We start from the raw sequence: 22,226 nt of genomic DNA on the forward strand, positions 1-22,226 counted from the left end.
GCGCCGACCGGGGGCGAATCACCGGCGGTTCCCGCCGTCGGAGTTCGGCCTCACTTCTCGCCGGTATCCCCCGGCTTTTGCGGGCGGAAACGTAACGTACCGGCGATGAGCAGCGATTACGTCCACCTCAACCTCTTCACGATGAACTCCGTCGAGCACGTCACGGCGGGCAACTGGCGGACGCCGGGTGACCAGTCGGACCGGTACACCGACGCCGACTACTGGCGGGAGGTCGCCCGGACCGCCGAGCGCGGAGGCTTCGACGCGGTGTTCTTCGCCGACGTTCGCGGGGTCTACGACGTCTACGGGGGCGACCGAGAGGTCGCCATCGAGAACGCCATCCAGACGCCGTCGAACGACCCGGCCTACCTCGTGCCCGCGATGGCCGCGGAGACGGAGCATCTGGGCTTCGCGGTGACCAAATCGACCTCCTACAACCATCCGTACCAGCTCGCCCGGGAGTTCTCGACGCTCGACCACCTGACTGACGGCCGCGTGGCGTTCAACATCGTCACCTCCTACCTGGAGAGCGCCGCGCGGAACCTGGGCCTCGCCGAGCGGATGGAACACGACGAGCGCTACGACCGGGCCGACGAGTTCGTGGAGGTCTGCTACCGGCTCTGGGAGGATAGCTGGGACGACGACGCGGTGGTGGTCGACCGCGAGCGCGGCGTCTACACCGACCCCGAGAAAGTTCACTCGGTGGACTTCGAGGGCGAGTACTTCGACGTGCCCGGACCCCACGGCTCCGAACCCTCGCCCCAGCGGACCCCGGTGCTCTACCAGGCCGGGTCGTCGGACCGCAGCCGGGAGTTCGCCGCCGCGAACGCCGAGGCGGTGTTCGTCAGCCAGCCGACCGAGCGGGGCGTCCGGGACTACGTGGCCGACCTGCGCGAGCGCGCCGAGTCGAAGGGCCGGGACCCGAACGAACTCAAGTTCTTCCCGGGCATCGTCCCCGTCGTGGGCGAAACCGAGGCGATAGCCCGGGAGAAGTACGAGGCCTACGCCGAGAACGTCGACTACGAGGCGACGCTCGCGCTGCTCGCCGGGTTCACCGACATCGACTTCTCGGAGTTGGAGCCCGACCAGAAGGTCGAGCACATCGAGACGGAGGCCATCCAGGGCGTCATCAACGCCTTCACAAAGAACGACCCCGACCGCGAGTGGACGGTCCGGGAGGTCGCTGAGTTCGCGGGCCTGGGCACCACGTCGCCGGTCGTCGTCGGCGACCCCGAACAGGTCGCAGACGAACTCCAGCGCTGGTTCGAGGACGTCGGCGTCGACGGCTTCAACGTCAAGGAGATCGTGCGACCGGGCACCCTCCGGGACTTCGTGGACATGGTCGTGCCCGTCCTCCGCGAGCGCGGACTGGTGCGCGAGGGCTACGAGGGCGACACTCTGCGCGAGAACCTCTTCGAAGAGGAGGGCCGGACCCGACTCGCCGACGACCACCCGGCGCGGAACTGAGCGCCCGTCGCCGTCGCGGTAGGTGAAACGCCGGTTTGAGCTTCGAGAGAATACTTATCCCCCCAAGTCCTCCCGCCGCGTATGGACCGCCGCCACCTGCTCTCCGCGCTCGCCGGCATCGGTGCCTCCACCGCCGGTTGCCTCGCGCCGGGGGCGACCGTCGGACCCGTACCGGCACCCGCGAACGTTCCCGAGACGGACGTTCCCGAGAACGTGAACGCGCCGACCGACGGATACGTCGCCGGAAACGCCGACTTCGGCTTCGCGCTGCTCGAACGACTCGCCGACGACGCGCCGAGCGAGAACCGATTCGTCTCCCCGTACAGCCTGGGCGTCGCGCTCGCCATGACGTACGCCGGTGCCCGGGGACAGACCCGGACGAACGTGGCCGAGACGCTGCGTTTCCGTCCGACCGGCGAGGACCTCCACCGCTCGGTCGCCGCGCTTCGCTCGGCACTCCCGCTCGACGAGGCGGGCGAGTCCGACGCCAGGACGACCGCACGGAGCGGAAACCGCCGAGGCGGCGTCCCGCTCCGATTCGCCGGCGCGAACGCGCTCTGGGGACAAGTTGACTACCCTTTTGGCGAGGACTTCCTGAAGACGCTGAAGCGGTACTACGGCGCGGGCCTGGGTCGCGTGAACTTCGAGAGGGAACCCGACGCCGCGCGGCGGGCCATCAACGGCTGGGTCGCCGAGCGGACCCGCGGGAAAGTCCCCGAACTGTTCGGGGAGGACACCATCGACCGGCGGACGCGCCTCGTCCTCGCCAACGCGGTGTACTTCCGGGCGAACTGGGCCGACGCCTTCGACGAGGCGAACACCGAACGGAAGCCGTTCACCACCCTCGACGGGGCGACCGATGCGGTGGCGACGATGCACCAGAAGGCCGAGTTCCCGTTCGCCGAGGTCGAGGGCGTGAAGGTTCTCGAACTCCCCTACGCCGGCGAGAACGCCGACATGGCGCTCCTGCTCCCGCCACGCGACCGGTTCCGTGAGTTCGAGCGGGGTTTCGACGCCGAGCGCCTCTCGAAACTGCTCGGTGCGACCGAGGCTACCGAGGTGAAAGTCCGCCTGCCCAGATTCGAGTTCCGGTCGAGCCTCGAGCTGAGCAGGCGACTGGAAGCGATGGGGATGACGACCGCGTTCACGCCGAGCGCCGACTTCGGCGGGATGGCCGAGGGGTCGGCCGGCGAGTCCCTGCAACTCGGGTCGGTCGCCCACGAGGCGTACGTCAAGGTGGACGAGCGGGGAACCGAGGCGGCCGCCGCGACGGGCGTGGAGGTCACCGCCGTGAGTTACACGCCGGCGCGAGCGACGTTCGCCGCCGACCGTCCGTTCCTGTTCGTGATTCGACACCGCCCGACCGGCGCACCGCTGTTCCTCGGTCGGGTCGCGGACCCGGCGGCCGACTGAGCGGCGGGCCGGCGAGCGTCCGCGTCCGAAAACCGCTGGGCGCGAGACTGAGCCAAAGAGAGCAGCACGAATCGCCTCCTGGAGCGCGTTCCTGCGAGCGAGCCACCGAAGGGAGCGATGGCCCGTTACTCGGGTCAGCGAACGCCCGGAAAACAATTCATAGTGACCGGCAGTAGCTAGCGGTGTCGTCGTCCGTTGCGGCGCGGTGTGCGTCGTCGCAGTCGTCGCGGTTGCCGTACCGCCGCGGTCGTCGCCGGTATCGCAGTTCGAACAGGTGCGTCGCTCGGACGGACCTCCATCCTCGTCCCTCTCTCCCGTTAGCGAACAGCAACTTTTTGCTCCGTCGCTCCGACGCTCACCCAATGAGCGACGCCCTCGAAATCCTGCTCACGAACGACGACGGGATAGACAGCCCGGGGATTCGCGCCCTCTACGACGCCCTCTCGCCGGTCGGCAACGTCACGACCGTCGCGCCCGCCGACGACCAGAGCGCGGTCGGCCGCGCGATGTCCTACGAGGTCGACGTCGAGGACCACGAACTCGGCTACGCGGTCCACGGCACGCCCTCCGACTGCGTGGTCGCGGGCCTCGCCGAACTCGGCCCGTACCCCGACGTGGTCGTCTCGGGGTGCAACGAGGGCGCGAACCTCGGCGCGCACATCCTCGGGCGCTCGGGGACCGTCAGCGCCGCCGTCGAGGCCGCGTTCTTCGGCGTGCCGGCCATCGCGGCGTCGCTACACGTCCCGCAGGACCAGTGGGGTCGCGACACACACGTCGAGGAGTACGAGGAGGTCGCCGAAGCGGTGCGCTACCTGGTTGAGCGCGTGCCCGACTCGGGCGTCTTCGAGCAGGCGGAGTACCTCAACGTCAACGGACCGCTGCCGAGCGAGAGCGCGGTCGGTGGGGCGGCACGCGGCGGCGATGCGGCGCACGCCGCGGAGCGCCCGCCGATGGTCGTCACCCGGCCGTCGCACGTCTACGACATGGACGCGACCCGCGGCGACGACGGCACGGTCACGCTCCACGACAACACCTGGGACCAGATGGAGGAGGGCCTCCCGGACCCCGAGGGGACCGACCGCCGGGCGGTCTACGAGGGCAACATCAGCGTCTCGCCGCTGACCGCGCCTCACACGACCGAACGCCACGAGGCGCTCGACGAACTGGCCGAGCGGTACTGACCGCCGGACCGTCGAAGCACCCGCCGACGCCGAGTCCGGCGGACTCGGCGTCGGCGGGCGCGTTCGGCGTCGCGGGCGCGCTCGACATCGACGGGCGCGCCCGGCGTCGACCAACGGAGAGTCCAGTCGGGCATGAAGTTTACCCGCGGCGAAACCCAACTGGGACCATGGAGACACCACCCGAACTGGCGGCCGTCGCGGGGGACCAAGAGGGAATCTACATCACCGAGCGCGAAGTCGACGGCGAGACGGAGATAGCGGTCGACTTCGGTCCGCTCCCGGGGCGACCGACGCTCGACGTTGTGGGGGAGACGGCCATCGTCGTCGTCGGCGACCGGCAGTTCGAGTTCGAGGTTCCGGCGGACGCGACCGACGTCAGCGTCAACGACGACATCCTCACCATCAGAGGGTAGTCGGCACTTCGCGTTTCGACCGGCCCAGACCGTTTCTCGACGCGCCGCGAATTCGCGAGTAGATAGCCGTGGCGTTCCACGAGTGAATGGTCGAGACGTTCGCGTCGGCCGGGCTTACTCGCCGTCCGCGGCGAAGTCTCTGAGAAGGTGGTCGCCGAAGACCACGACGACGAGCGCGCCAACCAGGTCGAAGACGAGGTCCAGCATCGTGTCGGTCCGGCCGTAGGGGACCAACACCGGGTCGAAACCGAGGCGCTCGGCGACGGCGTGGATGGCGTGTTCCATCAGTTCCCAGAGGACGCCGACGCCGACGACCGTCCCGAGCACGCGTGGGCGAGGGTCGTGGCCCCGGCGGCGACTGACGGCGTGGACGAGGCCGGCGAGCAGGGTCGCCGAGTGGGTGTGGGTGAGGTGGTCCCACCACCAGGTGTCCTCGTAGGGGCCGAGCATCCCGACGGCGTGGGTGAGCATCGCGGCCTGGGTGTAGACCCGCTGCCACGGCCGAAACTCGACGTCGTAGCGCCGTTCGAACAGGTCGGGGAGGAAGGTGGCCGCGAGCGCGAGCGCGGCGTTGACGACCGCGCCCGGGTTCCGCTTGCGGACGCCCTCGACGAACACCGCGACCAGCGCGCACCGGATGCCGCGCTCGACGCCCCTGTCCACGGAGTTCCGCTTGTTTGCAATCACGAGTACCGTTCGGTACTAGAGACGTCGGGGTCGGGCAAATAGTTCACGCTCTGTCCGCCGACGTCACGTCCGTCCCGACGTCACGCCACGCCCGCCGGCCGCGAGTCGACCGACTCGCGGCCGGCGGGCGTTCGAGCGAGACGGGGTTCCCCGGCGGCATCAGACGTAGTTCGCGACCCAGTACAGTCCGTAGGCCCCCAGCAGGACGAGTCCGTTCGGGCGGGTGACCCGCCCGCGGTACAGCATGACCAGCACGGCGCCGAGGGCGACGAGGAGGAACGGGTACTGGAGCGTCCACGCGCTCGGAGCGAGTCGAAGCGGGCGAATCAGCGCGAGCGCGCCGGCGTTGGCCGTGACGAAGAACACCATACTGCCGACGACGTTCCCGGCGGCGACGGCGGGCCGACCGTTCCGCACCGGTTCGACGGTGAGCAGTATCTCTTCGAGGCTGGCGACGAAACTCAACACCGTCGCGCCGAAGGCGAGGCCGGAGATGTCCGTGACGGCGAGTAGTCCCCGGGTTCCCTGCACCGCGAGTTCCGAACCCAGGGTCATCCCGGCGATGGTCGCGAGCAGGACGCCGAGTCTGACCAGCGGGCGGTCGTCTTCGTCGTCATCGACTGCATCCTCGTCTTCGTCCGCGCCCTCGTCTTCGACCACGTCCCCGTCCGCATCCCCGTCTCTGGCCACGATTTCGCCGTCGCTCCGCTCTCGGAGTTCCTCGCGTATCTCGTCGTCCGGTTCGAGGTAGCCCCCGCCCGCCCGCTCCCAGCGGTACATCAGCCAGACCGCGGGCAGGAACGCCAGGACGAGCACCGCACCGTCGGTCCGGGAGAGCACCCCGTCGGCGCTCAGCGCGAGGAGGACGGCGGGCGAGACGGCCGTCAGCGCGAGGTACCGGGTCGGCGTCTCTATCTCGAAGGGGACGAGGACGCCGCCGAGGCCCACGGCCGCACAGAGGATGAACACCGCCTCGCCGAACACCGTCCCGAGTCCGACCCCCGGCAGGTCGCCGAACACGGCCGCGCTGCCGAGAATCACGTTCTCGACGTCCGTCCCTGCGAGCACGACGGTGAGGAAGAACGTCGAGACACCCAGCCCCACGGAGGTCGCCGCGACGCGCTCGACGAACTCCTCGACGCTCCAGACGACGAGGGCGACGCCGACGAGGAAGACGACCGCCGACAGTATCGGGGAACCGGCGACGAGGTTCGACGGTGCCATACGGCGGACTCACCGGACGGGTCGTGACTGGGCGGCGGTGACGGCGCGCTTCGACCGACCGCCCTCTCTGTCGGCGGATGGCTCGAACACGTTCGCACGAACCAGCGGAACGGTAATAAGCGTTGGTCGGCCGACGCGGCGCGTCCGGTCGCGCTTCGGCCCGTCTCGGTTACGGCGCCTCCGTCACCCCGCCGGTCCCCCGCCGCCGTGAACTCGTTCGAGGAACGACCGGACGGCGGCGGTGAAGTAGTCCGAGGCGTCGAGGTTCGAGGCGTGGCCGGCGTCCGGCACCTCGTCGACCTCGACGTCGGAAAGGCGGGCCGCCAGTTCCGCCGCGTGGCGCTTGACGAAGGGGAGTTCTCGTTCGCCGTACAGCACCAGCGTCGGGACCGCGATGGCCGAGAGGTCGACCGACTCCTCGTGGAACCTCGTCATCGCGAGAATCACCTTGGCGAACTCGTCGGTGGCCATCTTCGGGCCGGTTTCTCTGAGCCGTTCGACGTTCTCGTAGTCGCCGCCGGCCCCGGCGAAGAGTCGCTCGGTGAGCCACACGTTGGCTTTCTCGACCCGCTCGTACCCGACGAGTCGGACCGGCGGAATCAGCGCGTTCAGGACGATTCGGCGCAGGAACCACTCGCCCCGGGTGAGGATTCGGGGAGTGAACGTGTCCGCGAGTATCAGTCCGGCCACCCGGTCGGGGTACTTCGCCGCGTAGGTCTGGGCGACGAGGCCGCCCATCGAGAGGCCGCAGAGGACCGGTCGCCCGACTGCGAGCGTGTCGAGCAGCGCGTCGAGGTCCTCGGCGAACAGGTCAATCGAGTACGCGGGCACGGCCGAACCGGCGGTTCGGCCGTGCCCGCGGAGGTCGTAGACGAGCGTCTCGTAATTGTCGGCGAGCGCGGCCGCTTGCTCGTCCCACATCGAGTGGTCGAGGATGGAGGCGTGGACGAAGACGATCGGCGGCCCCTCGCCGCGCCGCTCGTAGTACGTCTCGACGTCACCCGTTCGAACCGTCGGCATGCGGTCGAGAGACGCGCTCGACGGACATTAACGTACGGCCGAGCGTTCGGTCCCCCGGTCCGCTACGTTCGCGAACGGCGATTTCCCGTCGCCCGAGTCGGAGCCGACCGCGACGAAACGGGAACGTTCCTCGCCCCGTCACGACGGGTCGAGACGCGAGAAGAGACCGGGGTACTCGACGACGAGTCCGTCCCCGTCGACCGCCAACTCGGCGGTGAAGTCGCCGTCGACGGCGTCGTATCGGAATCGTCCACCTTCCTCGTCGAGGGAGTCGAGGCAGGTGTATCGCTGGACGTCGGCCTCGATGCGCAGTTCCGGGACGCTGACGTAGGCGACCGTCAGTTCCGCGGACTCGCCGGCGTCGAGGTTCAGCCGTCGAATCGGCAGCAAGTTGGTGAACGGCCTCGCCGAAACGTCGACGTCTGTCGCTCCCGCCAGCGCCGGACGTTCCTCGCCCCGCCCGTCGAACCACGTTCCGTCGCCGTCGGCGCGGAGCGTCGTCGACGCCGCGGTGCGACCGAGCGTCGCGACGTGGACTCGCCTCGTGTGCCAGCGTCGGTCGCAGTCTATCTCGTAGTAGACGCGGAACGGACGGTCGTCGTTCGTTCCGACGACGACGCCGGTCGCGGCTACTCCCGCCTCGTCTTCGTCGAGTCGAAGGTGTTCGATTCCGGTTTCTTCGACCGGCGTCCAGAACGCGTCCCGGTGCATGCGCAGGCGATACTCCGGGCGGCGATAACCTTCTACCGCCCAGCGGCCGCCTCCGACGACGGCGCCGTCCTGGATGGAGTCGAACCGGCGGTCCTGCGTCCGACTCACCCCCTACGGACGTTCGTCGCCGCGAACCGCGACGTAGTTGACGATGTCGTCGCCGGGTCGTATCGGTTCCTTCTCCAGGACGTCGTAGCCGAGGTCGGTGAGTTCGGACTCGACCTCGTCGTGCGAACAGCCGAGGTGCGGGTGGACCTCGACGGTCACCAGTCGGGGTCGGAACCTGATTCCGCGGAGGATTTCGAGTTCGGCCCCCTCGCAGTCGAGGTCGAGGACGTCGCACTCGGGTAACTCCTCGGGCGGGAGCGCCTCGCCGTCGGCCGACCCGAAGATTCGCTCGCTGGTGTCGGAAACCGACCCGACCGCGGCGTGCTCGACCGTCACCACGTCGCCGACCCGGTTGGCGCGAATCGTCCGTCGAATCGTCTCCAGCATCTTCGAACTCGGCTCGAACGTCGTCACGTCGCCTTCGAAGTGGGTCATCCGCGCGGCGACGACCGTGGTCGTGCCCCAGCCGCCGCCCACCACGACGACGCGGTCGCCCCGGCGGACCCGACGGCGCAGCGCCGCGACGACGGTGTTCTCGTGGTCGGGGTGGTAGTCGTTCGCTTCGTCGAACTCGGTGCCGGGGACGGCGACGCCGTTCAGCACGCGGGTGCGGGGCGCGGGTTCCTCGGTTGCGTCTAACATGAACCGACCAACTCGGTGTCTGCTGGTAAAGTTTCCCGACGTGTAGTAACGCTTCGAATCGCTCGCCGAGTTCGGAACGCGACGCGGCGGGCCTCGCGCGGGAACGAGACTCGGCGAGAACGTTGATTAGCCGACCTGACGAAGGGACGGCGATGAGTTCCGCCGAACGGACCAAGGAAGTCGCCCGCAGGTACGTCGAGCGAGTGTGGAACGAGGGCGACATCGACGGGATGGGCGAGGTGCTCACGACGGACCAACTGTATCACGACCCGACGTTCGACGGTGCCGAGGACTTAGCGGAGTTCAAGGAGTTCGTCTGGAACTACCGCGAGGCGTTCCCCGACCTGCACTACGAGGTCGAGGAGTACATCGCCGAGGGGGACAAGGCCGCCTTCTGGGGGCGCGTGACGGGCACGCACGAAGGGGCGTTCATGGGACTCGAACCGACCGGAAACGAGATCGACATCATGGGTATCGGGGTCGTCAGAGTGGAAGACGGGAAGGTCGCGGAACGCTGGGCGAATTTCGATCTGTTCGGGATGTTCCGACAGCTCGGTATCGACCCCTCAGGGGAGGGGTAGGAGGCCGGTCGGCGCTCGGTCCGACGTTACGGATTTCGTCCGCTCTGCCGCTTTCTTGTCCTGTGGTTCCGAGGGCCACACGACCGAAACCGACTAGGGTGTTCTACGCATCGTTCGAAGAGATGACCGAGACGGATATCCACGAGCTAACGACGGAAGAGGAGTGGTTAGACGCGTTTCCGGTGATGGTCCAACTGCGAACCCATTTGAACGAGGACTCCTACCTCGACTACCTGCGCGAGATGACCGACGACGGGTATCGACTCTTCGCCGTCTCGGTGGACGGCGAAATCGTCTCGCTCGCCGGCGTTGGAATTCGGGTGAACATGTACTACGGTCGCCACGCGTGGGTCTACGAGTTAGTAACGGACGCCGACCACCGGTCGGAGGGGTACGGTTTCGAACTCCTCTCGTTCGTCGAAGACTGGGCCGAGGAGGAGAACTGCGAACTCGTCGCGCTCTCTTCGGGCCTCCAGCGCGAGGACGCCCACCGGTTCTACGAGGAACGGGCCGAGATGGAGCGGGCCAGCTACGTGTACAAACGGCCGCTGGAGTAGGACAGATACTCCGAACGCATCGGTACAGTTAAAGAACATTACGCGCAGGATTCAACGAGAATGGACACGCAGCAGGCGATCCTCGTGGAACTTTTCGCGATTCTCCTCGTCCTGTTCGCGGAGTCTACCTGCAAGACAGCCCCGGCGGTAGTTTCCTGCTCTTCGTCAATCTAGGGCTCCTCGTCGGTACCGTCGGTGTGTTAGGCGGATTTCTCGACGGAAGGATTCGCGGGTAGGTCGTTCGAGTCCCCTTCGTCCGCTTTGTCGCCGTTGGAACTGATTGAGAGGGATTTAGTAGTCGAAGCGAGGTGACGTCCGTCGTCGAAAGATTACATGGTTACTGTCGGATTACGAAACGTGTTTTGGCGGGCGGAGAATTCCTCTCGCGAGGGAAAGAGAGAGTAGGACGATAGCGAGTATTTCTGCCACAATAGCGGGCAGAACGCGCCAAAACGGCCCGTAACCGAAGCCAGACGACGGAGACAGTACCGCGTCTACGTAGCCGAACCGGAGAAGAGTGAACGAGAGGAGTACGGTTGCTCCAAGCAGTGCGACGCTGGCGGTGAGAGTTTCCAATCGTCTCGGTGGACTATCTCGCGTTCGGAGATACCACAGCGTCGCGACGGTGAGAGCCGTTCCCGAGAGAACGGAATCCAGCGTCGTGGAGGGTGGGAGCATACGTAAACGGAGCGCAAACGTCGTTGTCTACTTTCTGGGTTTTACAGCTACCAGATACACTCGCTGTGGGTACACTGTAATTACTCGGCTGTCGACAGGACGATTCAGAAGTTTTCCGGGAACGTCAGTTCGGTTCTACGAGCGCAATCCGCACCCAGTCACTTCCGACACTGATGATGACGACGTCCAACCCGTAGCCGTCGGCAATTCGCTGGATAGCATCAGGTGCGTACTCGGGGTCGGTCGGAACTGAGGAACCGAAGGGAAGCGCGTCGAGGAGTCTCCACGGGTAAGGAAGATTTTCTCGCTCTAGTCGACCTTCCCGCTCTATTTTGCCTGCGAGCCACGACCCGGACAGACCCGGTACGGTGGTTTCGCCGGAATCGAATTCGAAGTTCGAATAGCCCGCCTCATCGAGGTCGCGCTCGACCTGCTCCCAATCGACCATCGAAAGCCGATAGCATCGTATCAGTAAAAGTACTGTGTGGCCCGCGTCGATGGCTACCGACACTCACGTTGTTCCACTTTGTTCAGGTCTGGGAATGATGCTATAGATTTTACATACTTTGCCGCTTTCTCCCCAGCGTCCGAAGTGGCAGTGGGTAACGTAAGTATTTTCTCTGGAACCTAAGCAGAAATTCTTCGTTCGAGCGCCAGTTTAACCCCGAATCCGACGAGGACGCTTCCGCTGGCCACACGAAGGGCCTCTCTCACGAGTTCGCGTTCAGTAATCACTCGTCTTGCTCTCGCGGAGAACACCGCGAGCATCGCTTGATAAATGAATCCGAGACTCGCAAACAACACGCCGAGGGCGAAAATTTGGAGGGCGACAGAACTTCCCGGCTGAACGAACTGGGGGAGGAAAGCGAGGAAGAATACCGCCACTTTCGGATTCAAGACGTTAATCAGCAGGGCGCTTCGAAATGATTCGCGCGGGGTGTAGCTGGTACTATCCGGCGTAATTTCGAATTCTTCCGGCTTCCTGAACGTCTGAACGCCGAGATAAACGAGATACGCCGCACCGACGAATTTAACGACAGTGAACGCCAGCGCGGACGTTTGCATGATCGCCGAGAGTCCGAGTACGGCGGCGGTCGTGTGTACGATACTCCCCGTTGAAGACCCGAGCGCGGCCGTGACACCCGCAGTTCGCCCGTCGCTGATACTCCGCGTCAACGTGTAGATACTATCTGGGCCGGGTGAGACGATGAGAGCGATTGCGACCGGGATGAACGCAAGGACGACGCTTGGTTCTAACACGTACTAGCGGTCGAGAGTAGACGCCTTAAAATCGAATCACCGTCTCGCCCGCCTTGAACAAAGTTCGAGACGATTACTGCGTTAGTTAGACGTACTCTGACCGCCGTCGCGGTACTGTTCTGTCTATATTCAGGAATAGGTCGAACGAATTATTATATGCTACCGCCACTCGCGCTGCTCTACCTTGCTCAGGTCTGGGACTGACGTTACAGATTTTGTCCACTTTGCCGCTTCTCAAAAATACTAGCCGCTTTCACTCCTCGCTTCAAACGGTACCCTAGTGACGATTATCTCACTCGAAGGTGCGAGCGCGGTCGGAAAGACGACGACCGCCGAAGTCCTCTGCGACGAGTTCGACGCCTATCGTGTACCCGAAGTAAACGCGCTTTTCGATACCTCCAAAGAAGACTCGACGACGTGGTACTTCGAGCGCCAGTGTGACCGCTGGGAGATTGCCATTGACCGCGAGAAGGAACACGAGTTCGTGGTCTTGGACGGAGACGTACTTCAACCGCTCTGGTACAACTGGATTGCTCACCACTTGTCGGACGAGCTCGCCACTGTCGAGGAATTTGCTCCTCTCGACTCGATTTGTCACTTCTTCCGCGAGAAAGTGCAGGAACAGTCGATAGGGTTCCCAGACCGATATTTTCTGCTATTCACGGACGATAACACGCTGAAACAGCGAAAGGGCAACGACGAGAAGCGGACACGTCGGAACTTCGAGAGCCACCTCCAGTTCGCCACGCCCCAAAGACGCTATTTCGAGAAGCTCCAAACACTGTCCCCGAAGAAAGTTCGGTTCGTCCGCGCACAGAGTGTCAATACTAATCGTGATACGATTCGGGCCGAACTCCCGTCGTCAGACGACCGCACCGGTCGTTATTCACTGGACGTTCTTGACGCGATATTCGACTGGGCTGAAGAAACGAGTCCGTCTTGAATTAAGCTTAAAACTCGGCGTGGTACGTGCTACCGACGCTCACGTTGCTCTACCTTGTTCAGTTCGATGAGTAGCCTGAAGATGGCCTTCACCAGGTTGTCGTCCACGTCGAACTTCTTGGCGTTCTCGCCCGCCCGGTCCATCACGCGTTGCTCCTGACTCTCGTCGGTCGTGGGCATATCGCGCTCGTCCTTGACCCGCGCGACCGTCTCGGCCACGTAGGTCCGGCGGGCGATCAGTTCGACTATCTCGCGGTCGATGCTCTCTATCTCCTCGCGGAGCTCCGCGAGGCTCATGTCGTCCGGGTGCCGTCGTTGCGTGTCGTCGTCAGCCATGTGGTTCCCTCTCGTTCGTTCCACCGCGTCTCGACCGCCGCGAGCGCGTCGGGGTCGCCGACCGCCACGAAACTCGGGCCGGTGCCCGACAGCGAGACGCCCCGGACGTCCGGGAGCGCCTCGACCATCAGGTCGGCCGGAAAGCCCAGCGCCGCGCAGAACGCGAAGCCGTTAACGGTCATCGCGTCCTGATACCGGGCGTCGAGCGCGAGGTCGGCGACCAGTTCGGCGACCGGCGCGATTCGCTCACAGCGCGAGACGTCGGCGTCGGCGCTGTAGGCGCGCTCGGGCGGCGTCCAGACCAGCACGTCCCACTCGACCGGTTCGCGGGCGAGGAGTTCGTCGGCGCGGTTGTCGGTGACCGTGACCCCGCCGAGCATGCTCGCGCTGGCGTCGTCGAACGCGCCGGTCACCGTCACGCCCGTCTCTCGGGCGGCCCGGACGCCGACGCGGCAGGCGTCCTCGCGCGGGACGTTCCCGGCGAGTCCGAGCGCGTCGAGCGTCGCCATCACGGTCGCGTTGGCGGCCGCGCTCGAACTCTTGAGTCCGGCCGCCATCGGCACCTCGCTCTCGGTTCTGACCCGGCCGCCGACCGCGTCCGCCTCGCGGTCGCCGAATTCGGCGACCGCGAGTTCGACGCAGCGCTCGACGAGGGCGGTGTCGGCGTCGGCGTCCTCGGCGACCTCGCCGGTCACCTCGCCCGAGTCGTCCACCGTCACCTCGGCGGTGGTTTCGGCGTCGATGGCGAACGCCGAGCCTTTGCCGGTGGCTAGCGCGTTCAGGACCGTCCCCGCCGCCGGCGCCGTGGCCCGACCGTCCATGCCGCCTACTCTCTCGCGGGCCGTATTGACGCTGGTGGTTGGCGCAAAAGCGGGTCGGCGGAGGTCGGCGCGTCTCGGAAGCGCACCCCTTTTCCCGGTTCCCGCCGAAATCTCTCCCATGAGCGCGCGAAACGACGTGGCTCCCGACACCCTCGGCGTCGAACTGATCGAGGACGGCATCGTCGTGGAGTACACCGACGGCCGGGAGACGTACTACCGCGGAGTTCCCCAGAAGGTCGAGGGGACCCTGCGGACGCGCCCGGGGACGCTGACCCAGGTGCTGGTCACCGACCCCACCGAGACGGAAGGCGTGATGATGTACGTCAATGACCGCAACACCCACGACGAAATCCTCGAAGACACCGGCGTCGGCCGGGTGATGCTCGACCCCGGCGAGGAGGAGGAACTGTTCCCCGGCGTCACGGTCCGGATGGACGGCTACGCCGTCGAGGTCGACGCCGACCCCGAAGTCGCCCGCGGCCGGGTGTTCGTCTTCGAGGAGGACGAACTCGACGAGCAGTCCTACGAGATGGTCGACGAGGAGTGAGGAGACGCACCGTGCCACTCCGAAAGCGCTGGAAACCTCTGACGCGGAAGACCGTCGGGTCCGCCCCCGAGCGGTACGGCGTGTACGAACTCGGCGACGAGGACGGCGAGGTGCTGACCGTCGAGTGGGGCGTGCTCCGGGACGAACTCAAGGACGCGCTGGCGTACGGCCGGGGCGAGCAGGTCCGGTGGGAGGCCTGCCAGACGGAGGCGCAGGCGAAGGAACTCGCGGCCGAACACCGCGAGCGCGCCGACGCGTAACCGCCGGTCGAGAGAGAACGAGAGACTACCGGCCGAGAGAGAACGGAGGACGCCGTTGGGGGAGCGGGTCGGTCGCTACTGGATGTACGAGGGGTCCTCGTGGTCGCAGTTCTCCTCGTGCTTGCGGGCGTCCTCCTCGTTGTCGAACATCATCCCGCACCCCTCACACTGGTACCACGTCATGTCGTCGCGGTCGGTTTTGACGACCATATTTCGTCGTACACTGTCCGCGACCAAAGGGTTTGCTCCGAATCGGGGACGACGTCGGTCGGATCCACACCGTCGGCCGATTTAAACCGGCCGACGGGAGGTTCGAGGAATCGGAAACCAAAGAATCGAGGGCGCCCACTGGGGGCCAACGAGTCGAAACTCGTAGGGGAATTGTAAAGTCCGTAGAGCGTAGACACGCGAGCATGAGTGCGAAGGGAAGCGCGGCGGTGGAACTCACCGTGCAGGGCGCGGAGAAGCGCGACGCCGGCCGGGGAATCGCCCGTATCCCCGAGTCGGCCCGCTCCGCGCTCGGCGTCCTGAGCGGCGACACCGTGGTCATCGAAGGCGATCGCGACACCGTGGTGAAGGTGTGGCCCGCGGGAGGCGAGGTTCCCAGCGGCGTCGTCCAGATAGACGGCGAAACCCGGGCGAACGCCGGCGTCAGCATCGGCGACGGCGTGACCATCCGGAAGATTTCGGTCGAGGACGCCGCGTCGGTCACGCTCGCGCCGACCGCCGACTTCGACGCCGACGACCGCGACACGCTGGAGGCCGCGCTGAAGCGAACCCTCCGTGACCGCCCGGTCAAGGAGGGCGAGCGCGTCCGCATCGAGCGCCTCGGCGACGCCGGCACCTTCCACGTCGCGAGCACCGACCCCGACGGCGTGGTGCGCGTGACCGGCGGCACCCGCGTCACGGTCGCCATCGACTCCGAGCGCGAGTCGAAGTCCATCACCATCTCGGTCGACGACGGAGCCGGCGGCGAGAAGACGACCCAGACGCCGCCGAAACCGACCGGCGCGACCTACGAGGACATCGGCGGCCTGGAGGAGGAACTCCGGCGGGTCCGCGAGATGGTCGAACTCCCCCTCTCGAACCCGGCGCTGTTCCGGCGTCTGGGCATCGATCCGCCGAAGGGCGTGTTGCTCTACGGCCCGCCGGGCACCGGCAAGACGATGATCGCGAAGGCGGTCGCCAACGAGGTCGACGCCCACTTCATCACCGTCTCCGGCCCCGAGATAATGAGCAAGTACAAGGGCGAGAGCGAAGAGCGGGTCCGGGAGGTGTTCGAACGCGCCCGCGAGAACGCCCCGACCATCATCTTCTTCGACGAAATCGACGCCATCGCGGGCGAACGCGACGAGGACAGCGACGTGGAGAACCGCGTCGTCGCCCAACTGCTCTCGCTGATGGACGGCCTCGAATCCCGCGGGGAGGTGGTCGTCATCGGCGCGACCAACCGGGTCGACGCCATCGACCCGGCGCTCCGGCGCGGCGGCCGGTTCGACCGCGAAATCGAGATCGGCGCGCCCGGCGAGGCCGGCCGACGTGAGATTCTGGACGTCCACACCCGCGGGATGCCGCTGGCCGACGACGTCGACCTCGACAGACTCGCGGCCAGCACCCACGGTTTCGTCGGCGCCGACCTCCACGCGCTGGCGACCGAGGGAGCGATGGCCGCGCTCCGGCGCGCCCGCGACGCGGGCGCCGACGACGAGGAACTGATGAACGTCGAGGTCACCCGCGCCGACTTCGAGACCGCGATGGCCTCCGTCGACCCGTCGGCGATGCGGGAGTTCGTCGCCGAAGCGCCCGAAATCGATTACTCGGCGGTCGGGAACCTGGAGGAGGCGAAGCGGACGCTGACCGAGGCGGTCGAGTGGCCCCTGGCGTACCGCAACCTCTTCGAGGCGACCCGGACCGAACCCCCGGCGGGCATCCTGCTCCACGGCCCGCCGGGCACGGGTAAGACCCTGCTGGCGCGGGCGCTCGCGGGCGAAAGCGAGGTGAACTTCATCCACGTCGACGGGCCGGAACTGCTCGACCGCTACGTCGGCGAATCCGAGAAAGCCGTCAGGGAACTGTTCGAGCGCGCCCGGCAGGCCTCGCCCGCCATCATCTTCTTCGACGAGATAGACGCCGTCGCGGCCGAGCGCGGGAGCGGCCAGGGCGGCGGTGCAGAGGTCAGCGAGCGGGTCGTCTCCCAGTTGCTGACCGAGATGGACGGCCTGGCCGACAACCCCAACATCGTCGTGCTGGCGGCGACCAACCGCCGCGAGGCGCTCGACCGGGCGCTGCTGCGGCCCGGGCGACTCGAAGAGCACGTCGAGGTGCCCGCGCCCGACGAGGAGGGCCGCCGGGCGATTCTGGCGGTCCACGCGGGCGACAAGCCGCTGGGCGAGGACGTCGACCTCGAAGAACTCGCCGCCGACCTGGAGGGCTACACCGGTGCCGACCTCGAAGCCGTGGTCCGGGACGCCTCGATGCGGGCGATTCGGGAGGCCGCCGACGCCTGGGGCGTCGAGGAGGCCGACAGACACGCCGACGAGATAGAGATCCAGGGCAAGCACTTCGAGGCCGCCGTCGAGAAGGTGCGGCCGACGCTGGCCTGAGCCCCGGATTTCCTCGCCGACGTCAGCCTAATTTCTTCGCCGTTCCGTCGCGTTCGATAGTCACGTCACTCGCGGGACCTGAACAAGGCTCAAAGGTGAGAGTCGCGTAACGCGCCCGGGAAGCATCATGAACGTAGCCGACGCAGTCACGACCGAGTACGTGGACGTGAACCCGGGCACCAGGCTCGGAAAGATCAGGGGGCTGTTCGACGAAGACCGGAACCTGGAGGCGATACTCGTCCGGGGCGACGGCAAGTTCGACGGCCTCGTCACCCGCAAACAGCTGATCGCCTCCCACCACCAGCCGAACGAGAAGGTCGAGTCGGTCAAGCGGTCGGCGCCGAAAATCGAGCGCACCGAGGACGTCCGCGAAACCGCCCGACTGATGGTCGAGAACGAACTCAAACTCCTGCCCGTGTTCGAGGACGGTCGACTCGCGGGCGTCGTCACCGCGAGGGACCTCCTCTCGATGGTCCACGAGAACCTCGGGGCGCTCGACGTCTCGGACGTGTACACGCAGGACGTGGTGTCGGTCGCACCCGAGACGACCATCGGCGAGGTCATCCACACCGTCCGGACCCACCGGTTCACCCGCGTCCCGGTCGTGGACGACGAGGAGGCGGTCGGGATGATCAGCGTCTTCGACCTCATCGACTTCACGACCCGCCAGGTCGAGCGCGAGCAGGGCGGCAACAGCGACGCCTCGGATTCGCACGGCGGCGGGGTTTCCAAGAGCCAGGGTCGCACCCACGGCGGGTGGGGCGAACGCTCGGGCTTCGAGGCCCGACTGCTGAACGTCCCCGCCAGGGACGTGATGAGTTCGCCCGCCGCGACCGTGACGCCCGACGCCGGCCTCGACGAGGCGTTCTCGCAGATGCTGGAGAAGGATTACTCCTCGCTCGTGGTGGTTCCCGAGGAGTTCACCGCGCCGGCCGGCATCGTGACCGAAACCGACCTGCTCCGGGCGCTGACCTGGACCGAAGAGGAGCAGATGGACGTCCAGATATTCGGGGTCAGCTACATGGACGACCTCTCCCGGGAGTCGGTCGCCGACCGAATCGAGGGGATAGACGGCAAGTACGAGAAGATGGACGTGCTCGAAGCCAACGTGGTGTTCCACCGGCACAACGAGAAGCTACGCGGGACGCCGCTGCTGCAGTGTACGATTCGGCTGTTCACCGACGAGGGCCGGTTCGCGGGCACCGGCGAGGGGTACGGCGCGTCGGCCTCGTTCGACGAGGCGGCCGACAAACTCGAGCGGAACGTGCTCGACGACAAAGAGCGCAAGATGCCGATGAACCAGGTCCAACACGAGCGCGAGCGCACCGCGGAGCTACTGCAGTGGTGGCGCGAAACCTGAAATCGGGGTCGCCACACTCGCGAGTCTCGCGCTGAAATCGCGATTCGTCCGGCGCTCGGTCAGGATTCGGACTCGGCTTCCTTCCGCGCCTGGAGTTCCTCCAGGCGGTCGTACACCTCCTCCATGAGCGACGCGAAGCGGTCGCTCCGCCGTTTGCCCTCGCTCAGCGTCCGGAGTTCGTGTGCCAGTTCGTCCTCGGTCATCTCCTCCGGCGGGTCGTTCTCTATCATCGGTCGTCGCTCGCGGCGCGAGCGTCGAGGGTCCGACTCGCAGCGACCTAACCCTGTGGGCCGGGCCTCCGACCGCGACGTCGGGCCCGTGACTCGCACCGTTCCGTCGCGAGACGACGGGTGGAGTAATGGGAGCCGACGCGGTGAGTCGGTACCGAGGGGGCATCTCGCGGTGGGACGTCGCCTCACGTCCGGACTACGCGGCGTTCGACTCCCGCCCCGCGACGACGTCCCGGACCCGCGCGAGCAGCGCCAGAATCGGCACCAACAGCAGTCCGCCGACGACGAACGGCGCCCAGTAGGCGACGGCGGTGTAGAGCGCGCCCGCCAGCGCCGGCCCGAACGTCCGGGCGAGACTGCCGGCGCTCTGGGTGAGGCCGAACGCGCCGCCCTGCTCGTCGCCGCTCGCGCTCCGGGAGACGAGCGCGTTCAACGAGACGTTCGTCAGGGCGTTGCCGGTCGCCAGCGGCGTCACGACGACGAACAGCGCGAGGACGGCCGACGGGACCGCGGGGCCGAACCCAACGACCGGGCCGACCGCGGGGACGAACCGGGCGAGTTCGGGGGCGAACGGGACGAGCGCGAGCGTCACCACCTGGAGGGCCGTGCCGGCCAGCGCGAGGCGGAACTCGCCGAACCGGTCGGTCAGCGGCCCCACCAGACCGCCCTGAACCACCGCGATGACGACGCCGAAGTACGTCAGCAGGAAGGCGTTCTCGGTCGTGCCGTAGCCGTACCGGTCGTTGGTGAGGAAGATGAACTGGCTCTCCAGCGCCGAGAAGGCGAACGAGACGAGGAAGAACGAGACGACGAGCGCGCCCAGCCCCCGGGTTGCCAGCGCGTCCAGAAGGACGCGGACGCGGGACTCACGGGCGGTCGACTCGGCCGACCCGGTCCGCGCTTCCGGCGGCCGGGACTCGGGGAGGACGACCGCCGCGACGACGAGGTTGGCGGCCGTGATGGCGGCGGCGGCGAAACTGGGGAGCGTAAACTCCGAGACGGGGACGAACGCGGGCAGGACGTCCCGGGCGGCCGCGAGGACGGGTGCGCTGGCGGCAAACCCGCCGATGGCGGGGCCGAACACGAAGCCGATGCCGAACGCCGCGCCGAGCAGGCCGAGTCCCTTCGCGCGCTCCTCGGGCGGCGTGACGTCCGCGACGTACGCCTGGGCGGTGGCGATGTTGCCGCCCATCGCGCCCGCGAGCAGTCGGGCCGCGAACAGCACCGCGAGACTGCCCGCGAAGCCGAACAGCGTCCACGCGAGGACGCTCCCCGCCAGCGACAGCAGGAGGACCGGCCGGCGACCGTGCCGGTCGGAGAGCCGACCCAGGAGCGGCGCGAACAGGAACTGGGTCGCCGAGTAGGAGGCGATGAGCAGGCTCCCGACGAACTCGCTCGCACCGAAGTGGAGCGCGTACAGCGGGATGACCGGGATGAGGATACCGAAGCCGAGCAGATCCAGGAAGACGACGCCGAACACGACCGCGAGCGCCCGACCGCGGTTCTCGACCGTCATTGGCGAGTCGTCGGACGGGCGCGAGAAAACGACTCCGGTTCGCGGGCCGCGATCGGCGCTCGCGGCCCGCCGCCGTTTCGACGAACGGTTCTCGGACCCGGCGTTACTCCTCGGGCTTCCACTCCAGTTCGATCTCGACCGACTCGCGGCTCCCCCGGAGGAACGACGACTGCTCGGCCACGTCGATCTCGTACGACACCTGCTCGCTGGGCGAGAGTCGCACCGTCTTGTTGCCGACCTGGACCGCCGCCTCGCCCGACCGAATCTCCTGGGCGAGCGTCTGCAGGCGGTCGGCAGCCTCCTCTCGACTGAGTCGCTCCTGATGGCTGGTCTTGGACATGCCAACAGGGAGACGGCGGCCACCGGCATGGACGTTGTGGCGGGTTCGGTGGTGTTGTCGTGGCGGATTCGGTGAACCGGAACGCGGTGTATCGGAGCCGCCGCCGGGTCCCGAGAACCGTCACTCTCCGCGAACGTGCGGCGGTCACCTGCCGGAGACGACCGCGGCGACCGTCGAACGCGGCCGCGTTCGACGGTCGCCGAACCGGCACGGAGCCGACACGTTCGTCGGTCCGACACGTCCGTACAGCCGCCGAGAATGGTACAATCGACGTTTGAGTTTACGGAAGAACCTTTGAAGTGGCTCCGGAAGACGGGAGTGAACATGAATCGACGCGACTTCCTCCATCGCGCAGGTGCGACCGCCGCCGTCGCGGCGCTGGCCGGCTGCGTGGGCGGTGCCGACCCGGGTTCGTCGCCCGGCGGCGAGACGACGGACGCCGGGACGACGACCGGTTCTGGAACGACGACGAACCCCGGAACCACGACCGACGGCGCCGAGACGACCGTCGGCGACGCCAAAGCGTTCCGGACGATTACGCTCGGCGAGCGCGAGAACGTCGCGTTCCCGAAGCAGAACCGGCCCCGGACCCTCCGCGTCCGGAACGCCGCCGACTCCGCCCGGACGATTTCGGTGTCGGTCGCCCGCGCTGGCGAGCGTCTGCTCGACGAGCGAATCGAGTTCCCCGCCGACGGCCACCTCGCGGTGGTCCTGAACGAACCCGCCGACTACGCCGTCACGGTCGGCGTGCGGTCGGAGCGCCCCGCGACGTCGACCGCGAACGGGACGGCCACGTCGGGAGCGACGAGCGCCTCGGCGTCCAGCTCGGGCGCCAGCTTCCGGATTCCGCGGACGCTGTTCGACTGCAACCGGGGGACCGTCGACGTGGCAGTGACCCCCGACGGCGAGGTGAAGAAGACGGTCACGTCGACGAAGATGGCCTGCGGCGACTCCCCGAACGTCGCCGAGACGAGCATCGCGGTCGGCGAGGGCGAGTGCGGGACCGAGAACCGGGCGTCGGTCAGTTACGAGGGCGACCGCGTCCGGGTCGACGGCGTCGTCAGGGCGCCGACGCCCAACTCGAAGGTCGAACTCGCGGCCGCGAACTACGACGGACAGTCCGGCACCTTGACGGTGCGCGTCCGGGCGACGTCGGCCGACTCGGGCGAGGGCGCGAGCGTCCAGTGCGTCGGCGCGATTCCCTACGAGGCGACGGTGCGCTTTGAGCGCGCGCTTCCCGAGTCGGTGGTCGTCGTCCACGAGAGCAGCGGGCAGACCGTCGAGGTGACGACCTCAACGCGGGGCGGGAGCGAGACGACTACGAAGTGA

Annotated in this window: 25 protein-coding genes; 12 read left to right on the top strand and 13 right to left on the bottom strand. The window is 67.0% G+C overall.

Translation table 11 applies throughout. The annotated features are described in order from the left end of the window. Nucleotides 1-105: 105 nt before the first annotated feature. From NGM07_RS04770 to NGM07_RS04785, 4 genes are all read left to right on the top strand, one after another. Complete coding sequence (locus NGM07_RS04770; protein ID WP_253517790.1) at nucleotides 106-1,467, top strand: LLM class flavin-dependent oxidoreductase; 1,362 nt, start codon at nucleotides 106-108, stop codon at nucleotides 1,465-1,467. Between the two features lie 81 nt (nucleotides 1,468-1,548). Continuing rightward, complete coding sequence (locus tag NGM07_RS04775) at nucleotides 1,549-2,880, top strand: serpin family protein (RefSeq protein ID WP_253517792.1); 1,332 nt, start codon at nucleotides 1,549-1,551, stop codon at nucleotides 2,878-2,880. A 362-nt stretch (nucleotides 2,881-3,242) separates the two neighbouring features. Continuing rightward, nucleotides 3,243-4,061 carry a 5'/3'-nucleotidase SurE gene (surE, locus tag NGM07_RS04780; protein WP_253517794.1) on the top strand — a complete coding sequence of 273 codons (819 nt, stop codon included), beginning with the start codon at nucleotides 3,243-3,245 and terminating at the stop codon, nucleotides 4,059-4,061. A 167-nt stretch (nucleotides 4,062-4,228) separates the two neighbouring features. Beyond that, the gene (locus NGM07_RS04785) at nucleotides 4,229-4,474 is read left to right on the top strand and encodes a DUF7127 family protein (RefSeq protein WP_253517796.1); all 246 of its coding nucleotides are present in this window, start codon (nucleotides 4,229-4,231) and stop codon (nucleotides 4,472-4,474) included. Between the two features lie 114 nt (nucleotides 4,475-4,588). On the opposite strand, the gene NGM07_RS04790 is transcribed toward NGM07_RS04785, so the two are convergent. The 5 genes from NGM07_RS04790 to NGM07_RS04810 form a co-directional block, all read right to left on the bottom strand. Then, the gene (locus NGM07_RS04790; RefSeq protein ID WP_253517798.1) at nucleotides 4,589-5,137 is read right to left on the bottom strand and encodes a DUF2238 domain-containing protein; all 549 of its coding nucleotides are present in this window, start codon (nucleotides 5,135-5,137) and stop codon (nucleotides 4,589-4,591) included. Nucleotides 5,138-5,320: 183 nt separating this feature from the next. Further along, nucleotides 5,321-6,385 (bottom strand): sodium:calcium antiporter, encoded by a 1,065-nt coding sequence (locus NGM07_RS04795; protein ID WP_253517799.1) that lies wholly within the window; start codon nucleotides 6,383-6,385, stop codon nucleotides 5,321-5,323. A 183-nt stretch (nucleotides 6,386-6,568) separates the two neighbouring features. Further along, the gene (locus tag NGM07_RS04800; RefSeq protein ID WP_253517801.1) at nucleotides 6,569-7,405 is read right to left on the bottom strand and encodes an alpha/beta fold hydrolase; all 837 of its coding nucleotides are present in this window, start codon (nucleotides 7,403-7,405) and stop codon (nucleotides 6,569-6,571) included. A 138-nt stretch (nucleotides 7,406-7,543) separates the two neighbouring features. Beyond that, the gene (locus tag NGM07_RS04805; protein WP_253517803.1) at nucleotides 7,544-8,116 is read right to left on the bottom strand and encodes a putative glycolipid-binding domain-containing protein; all 573 of its coding nucleotides are present in this window, start codon (nucleotides 8,114-8,116) and stop codon (nucleotides 7,544-7,546) included. A 111-nt stretch (nucleotides 8,117-8,227) separates the two neighbouring features. Then, entirely contained in the window at nucleotides 8,228-8,866 is a 639-nt protein-coding gene (locus NGM07_RS04810) for an FkbM family methyltransferase (RefSeq protein ID WP_253517804.1), read from the bottom strand. A 152-nt stretch (nucleotides 8,867-9,018) separates the two neighbouring features. Here NGM07_RS04810 and NGM07_RS04815 point away from each other — a divergent pair, with 152 nt between their 5' ends. After that, the gene (locus NGM07_RS04815) at nucleotides 9,019-9,447 is read left to right on the top strand and encodes an ester cyclase (protein ID WP_253517806.1); all 429 of its coding nucleotides are present in this window, start codon (nucleotides 9,019-9,021) and stop codon (nucleotides 9,445-9,447) included. Nucleotides 9,448-9,569: 122 nt separating this feature from the next. Then, a complete protein-coding gene (locus NGM07_RS04820; RefSeq protein WP_253517808.1) occupies nucleotides 9,570-10,004 on the top strand; it encodes a GNAT family N-acetyltransferase in 435 nt (144 codons plus the stop codon). 802 nt (nucleotides 10,005-10,806) lie between these two features. Here the strand turns inward: NGM07_RS04820 and NGM07_RS04825 are convergent. Next, complete coding sequence (locus NGM07_RS04825; RefSeq protein WP_253517810.1) at nucleotides 10,807-11,130, bottom strand: hypothetical protein; 324 nt, start codon at nucleotides 11,128-11,130, stop codon at nucleotides 10,807-10,809. Between the two features lie 179 nt (nucleotides 11,131-11,309). Further along, entirely contained in the window at nucleotides 11,310-11,942 is a 633-nt protein-coding gene (locus NGM07_RS04830) for a LysE family translocator (protein WP_253517811.1), read from the bottom strand. 280 nt (nucleotides 11,943-12,222) lie between these two features. On the opposite strand from NGM07_RS04830, the gene NGM07_RS04835 reads away from it, so the two are divergent. Further along, a complete protein-coding gene (locus NGM07_RS04835) occupies nucleotides 12,223-12,885 on the top strand; it encodes an ATP-binding protein (protein ID WP_253517813.1) in 663 nt (220 codons plus the stop codon). A 29-nt stretch (nucleotides 12,886-12,914) separates the two neighbouring features. Here the strand turns inward: NGM07_RS04835 and NGM07_RS04840 are convergent, their stop codons facing one another. Further along, nucleotides 12,915-13,220, bottom strand: a complete 306-nt coding sequence (locus NGM07_RS04840; RefSeq protein WP_253517814.1) for a chorismate mutase — start codon at nucleotides 13,218-13,220, stop codon at nucleotides 12,915-12,917. Continuing rightward, on the bottom strand, nucleotides 13,178-14,041 hold the full coding sequence (locus NGM07_RS04845) for a shikimate kinase (protein WP_253517816.1): 864 nt from the start codon (nucleotides 14,039-14,041) through the stop codon (nucleotides 13,178-13,180). Before NGM07_RS04845 ends, NGM07_RS04840 begins: the two co-directional genes overlap by 43 nt. A 118-nt stretch (nucleotides 14,042-14,159) precedes the next feature. Here NGM07_RS04845 and NGM07_RS04850 point away from each other — a divergent pair, with 118 nt between their 5' ends. Together NGM07_RS04850 and NGM07_RS04855 are read left to right on the top strand one after the other, a co-directional pair. Further along, nucleotides 14,160-14,588 carry a DUF5796 family protein gene (locus NGM07_RS04850; protein WP_253517817.1) on the top strand — a complete coding sequence of 143 codons (429 nt, stop codon included), beginning with the start codon at nucleotides 14,160-14,162 and terminating at the stop codon, nucleotides 14,586-14,588. A gap of 11 nt (nucleotides 14,589-14,599) precedes the next feature. Next, nucleotides 14,600-14,848 (top strand): DUF7508 domain-containing protein, encoded by a 249-nt coding sequence (locus NGM07_RS04855; RefSeq protein WP_253517819.1) that lies wholly within the window; start codon nucleotides 14,600-14,602, stop codon nucleotides 14,846-14,848. Between the two features lie 75 nt (nucleotides 14,849-14,923). Here the strand turns inward: NGM07_RS04855 and NGM07_RS25300 are convergent, their stop codons facing one another. Beyond that, nucleotides 14,924-15,058 (bottom strand): DUF7128 family protein, encoded by a 135-nt coding sequence (locus NGM07_RS25300; RefSeq protein ID WP_256524729.1) that lies wholly within the window; start codon nucleotides 15,056-15,058, stop codon nucleotides 14,924-14,926. 203 nt (nucleotides 15,059-15,261) lie between these two features. Between NGM07_RS25300 and NGM07_RS04860 the strand changes: the two genes are divergently transcribed. Further along, nucleotides 15,262-17,451, top strand: coding sequence for a CDC48 family AAA ATPase (locus NGM07_RS04860; RefSeq protein WP_253517822.1), 2,190 nt, complete (start codon nucleotides 15,262-15,264; stop codon nucleotides 17,449-17,451). Nucleotides 17,452-17,578: 127 nt separating this feature from the next. Further along, nucleotides 17,579-18,811 carry a CBS domain-containing protein gene (locus NGM07_RS04865; RefSeq protein WP_253517824.1) on the top strand — a complete coding sequence of 411 codons (1,233 nt, stop codon included), beginning with the start codon at nucleotides 17,579-17,581 and terminating at the stop codon, nucleotides 18,809-18,811. 59 nt (nucleotides 18,812-18,870) lie between these two features. On the opposite strand, the gene NGM07_RS04870 is transcribed toward NGM07_RS04865, so the two are convergent. From NGM07_RS04870 to NGM07_RS04880, 3 genes are all read right to left on the bottom strand, one after another. Next, nucleotides 18,871-19,041 carry a hypothetical protein gene (locus NGM07_RS04870; protein ID WP_253517827.1) on the bottom strand — a complete coding sequence of 57 codons (171 nt, stop codon included), beginning with the start codon at nucleotides 19,039-19,041 and terminating at the stop codon, nucleotides 18,871-18,873. Between the two features lie 196 nt (nucleotides 19,042-19,237). After that, nucleotides 19,238-20,557 (bottom strand): MFS transporter, encoded by a 1,320-nt coding sequence (locus tag NGM07_RS04875; RefSeq protein WP_253517829.1) that lies wholly within the window; start codon nucleotides 20,555-20,557, stop codon nucleotides 19,238-19,240. A gap of 103 nt (nucleotides 20,558-20,660) precedes the next feature. Next, a complete protein-coding gene (locus tag NGM07_RS04880) occupies nucleotides 20,661-20,897 on the bottom strand; it encodes an amphi-Trp domain-containing protein (RefSeq protein WP_253517832.1) in 237 nt (78 codons plus the stop codon). Between the two features lie 324 nt (nucleotides 20,898-21,221). Here NGM07_RS04880 and NGM07_RS04885 point away from each other — a divergent pair, with 324 nt between their 5' ends. Further along, nucleotides 21,222-22,226: a twin-arginine translocation signal domain-containing protein gene (locus NGM07_RS04885; protein WP_253517834.1), complete on the top strand. Its 1,005-nt coding sequence runs from the start codon at nucleotides 21,222-21,224 to the stop codon at nucleotides 22,224-22,226.

This window comes from Halorussus vallis, assembly GCF_024138165.1.
GTDB classification, from domain to species: domain Archaea; phylum Halobacteriota; class Halobacteria; order Halobacteriales; family Haladaptataceae; genus Halorussus; species Halorussus vallis.

Coding starts and splice junctions, on each gene's coding strand:
- NGM07_RS04770 (WP_253517790.1), top strand. CDS start 106: ATGAGCAGCGATTACGTCCACCTCAACCTCTTCACGATGAACTCCGTC.
- NGM07_RS04870 (WP_253517827.1), bottom strand. CDS start 19,041: ATGATAGAGAACGACCCGCCGGAGGAGATGACCGAGGACGAACTGGCA.
- NGM07_RS04810 (WP_253517804.1), bottom strand. CDS start 8,866: ATGTTAGACGCAACCGAGGAACCCGCGCCCCGCACCCGCGTGCTGAAC.
- NGM07_RS04820 (WP_253517808.1), top strand. CDS start 9,570: ATGACCGAGACGGATATCCACGAGCTAACGACGGAAGAGGAGTGGTTA.
- NGM07_RS04825 (WP_253517810.1), bottom strand. CDS start 11,130: ATGGTCGATTGGGAGCAGGTCGAGCGCGACCTCGATGAGGCGGGCTAT.
- NGM07_RS04785 (WP_253517796.1), top strand. CDS start 4,229: ATGGAGACACCACCCGAACTGGCGGCCGTCGCGGGGGACCAAGAGGGA.
- NGM07_RS04815 (WP_253517806.1), top strand. CDS start 9,019: ATGAGTTCCGCCGAACGGACCAAGGAAGTCGCCCGCAGGTACGTCGAG.
- NGM07_RS04840 (WP_253517814.1), bottom strand. CDS start 13,220: ATGGCTGACGACGACACGCAACGACGGCACCCGGACGACATGAGCCTC.
- NGM07_RS04850 (WP_253517817.1), top strand. CDS start 14,160: ATGAGCGCGCGAAACGACGTGGCTCCCGACACCCTCGGCGTCGAACTG.
- NGM07_RS04775 (WP_253517792.1), top strand. CDS start 1,549: ATGGACCGCCGCCACCTGCTCTCCGCGCTCGCCGGCATCGGTGCCTCC.
- NGM07_RS04845 (WP_253517816.1), bottom strand. CDS start 14,041: ATGGACGGTCGGGCCACGGCGCCGGCGGCGGGGACGGTCCTGAACGCG.
- NGM07_RS04795 (WP_253517799.1), bottom strand. CDS start 6,385: ATGGCACCGTCGAACCTCGTCGCCGGTTCCCCGATACTGTCGGCGGTC.
- NGM07_RS04885 (WP_253517834.1), top strand. CDS start 21,222: ATGAATCGACGCGACTTCCTCCATCGCGCAGGTGCGACCGCCGCCGTC.
- NGM07_RS04800 (WP_253517801.1), bottom strand. CDS start 7,405: ATGCCGACGGTTCGAACGGGTGACGTCGAGACGTACTACGAGCGGCGC.
- NGM07_RS04805 (WP_253517803.1), bottom strand. CDS start 8,116: ATGCACCGGGACGCGTTCTGGACGCCGGTCGAAGAAACCGGAATCGAA.
- NGM07_RS04880 (WP_253517832.1), bottom strand. CDS start 20,897: ATGTCCAAGACCAGCCATCAGGAGCGACTCAGTCGAGAGGAGGCTGCC.
- NGM07_RS04865 (WP_253517824.1), top strand. CDS start 17,579: ATGAACGTAGCCGACGCAGTCACGACCGAGTACGTGGACGTGAACCCG.
- NGM07_RS25300 (WP_256524729.1), bottom strand. CDS start 15,058: ATGGTCGTCAAAACCGACCGCGACGACATGACGTGGTACCAGTGTGAG.
- NGM07_RS04875 (WP_253517829.1), bottom strand. CDS start 20,557: ATGACGGTCGAGAACCGCGGTCGGGCGCTCGCGGTCGTGTTCGGCGTC.
- NGM07_RS04860 (WP_253517822.1), top strand. CDS start 15,262: ATGAGTGCGAAGGGAAGCGCGGCGGTGGAACTCACCGTGCAGGGCGCG.
- surE (WP_253517794.1), top strand. CDS start 3,243: ATGAGCGACGCCCTCGAAATCCTGCTCACGAACGACGACGGGATAGAC.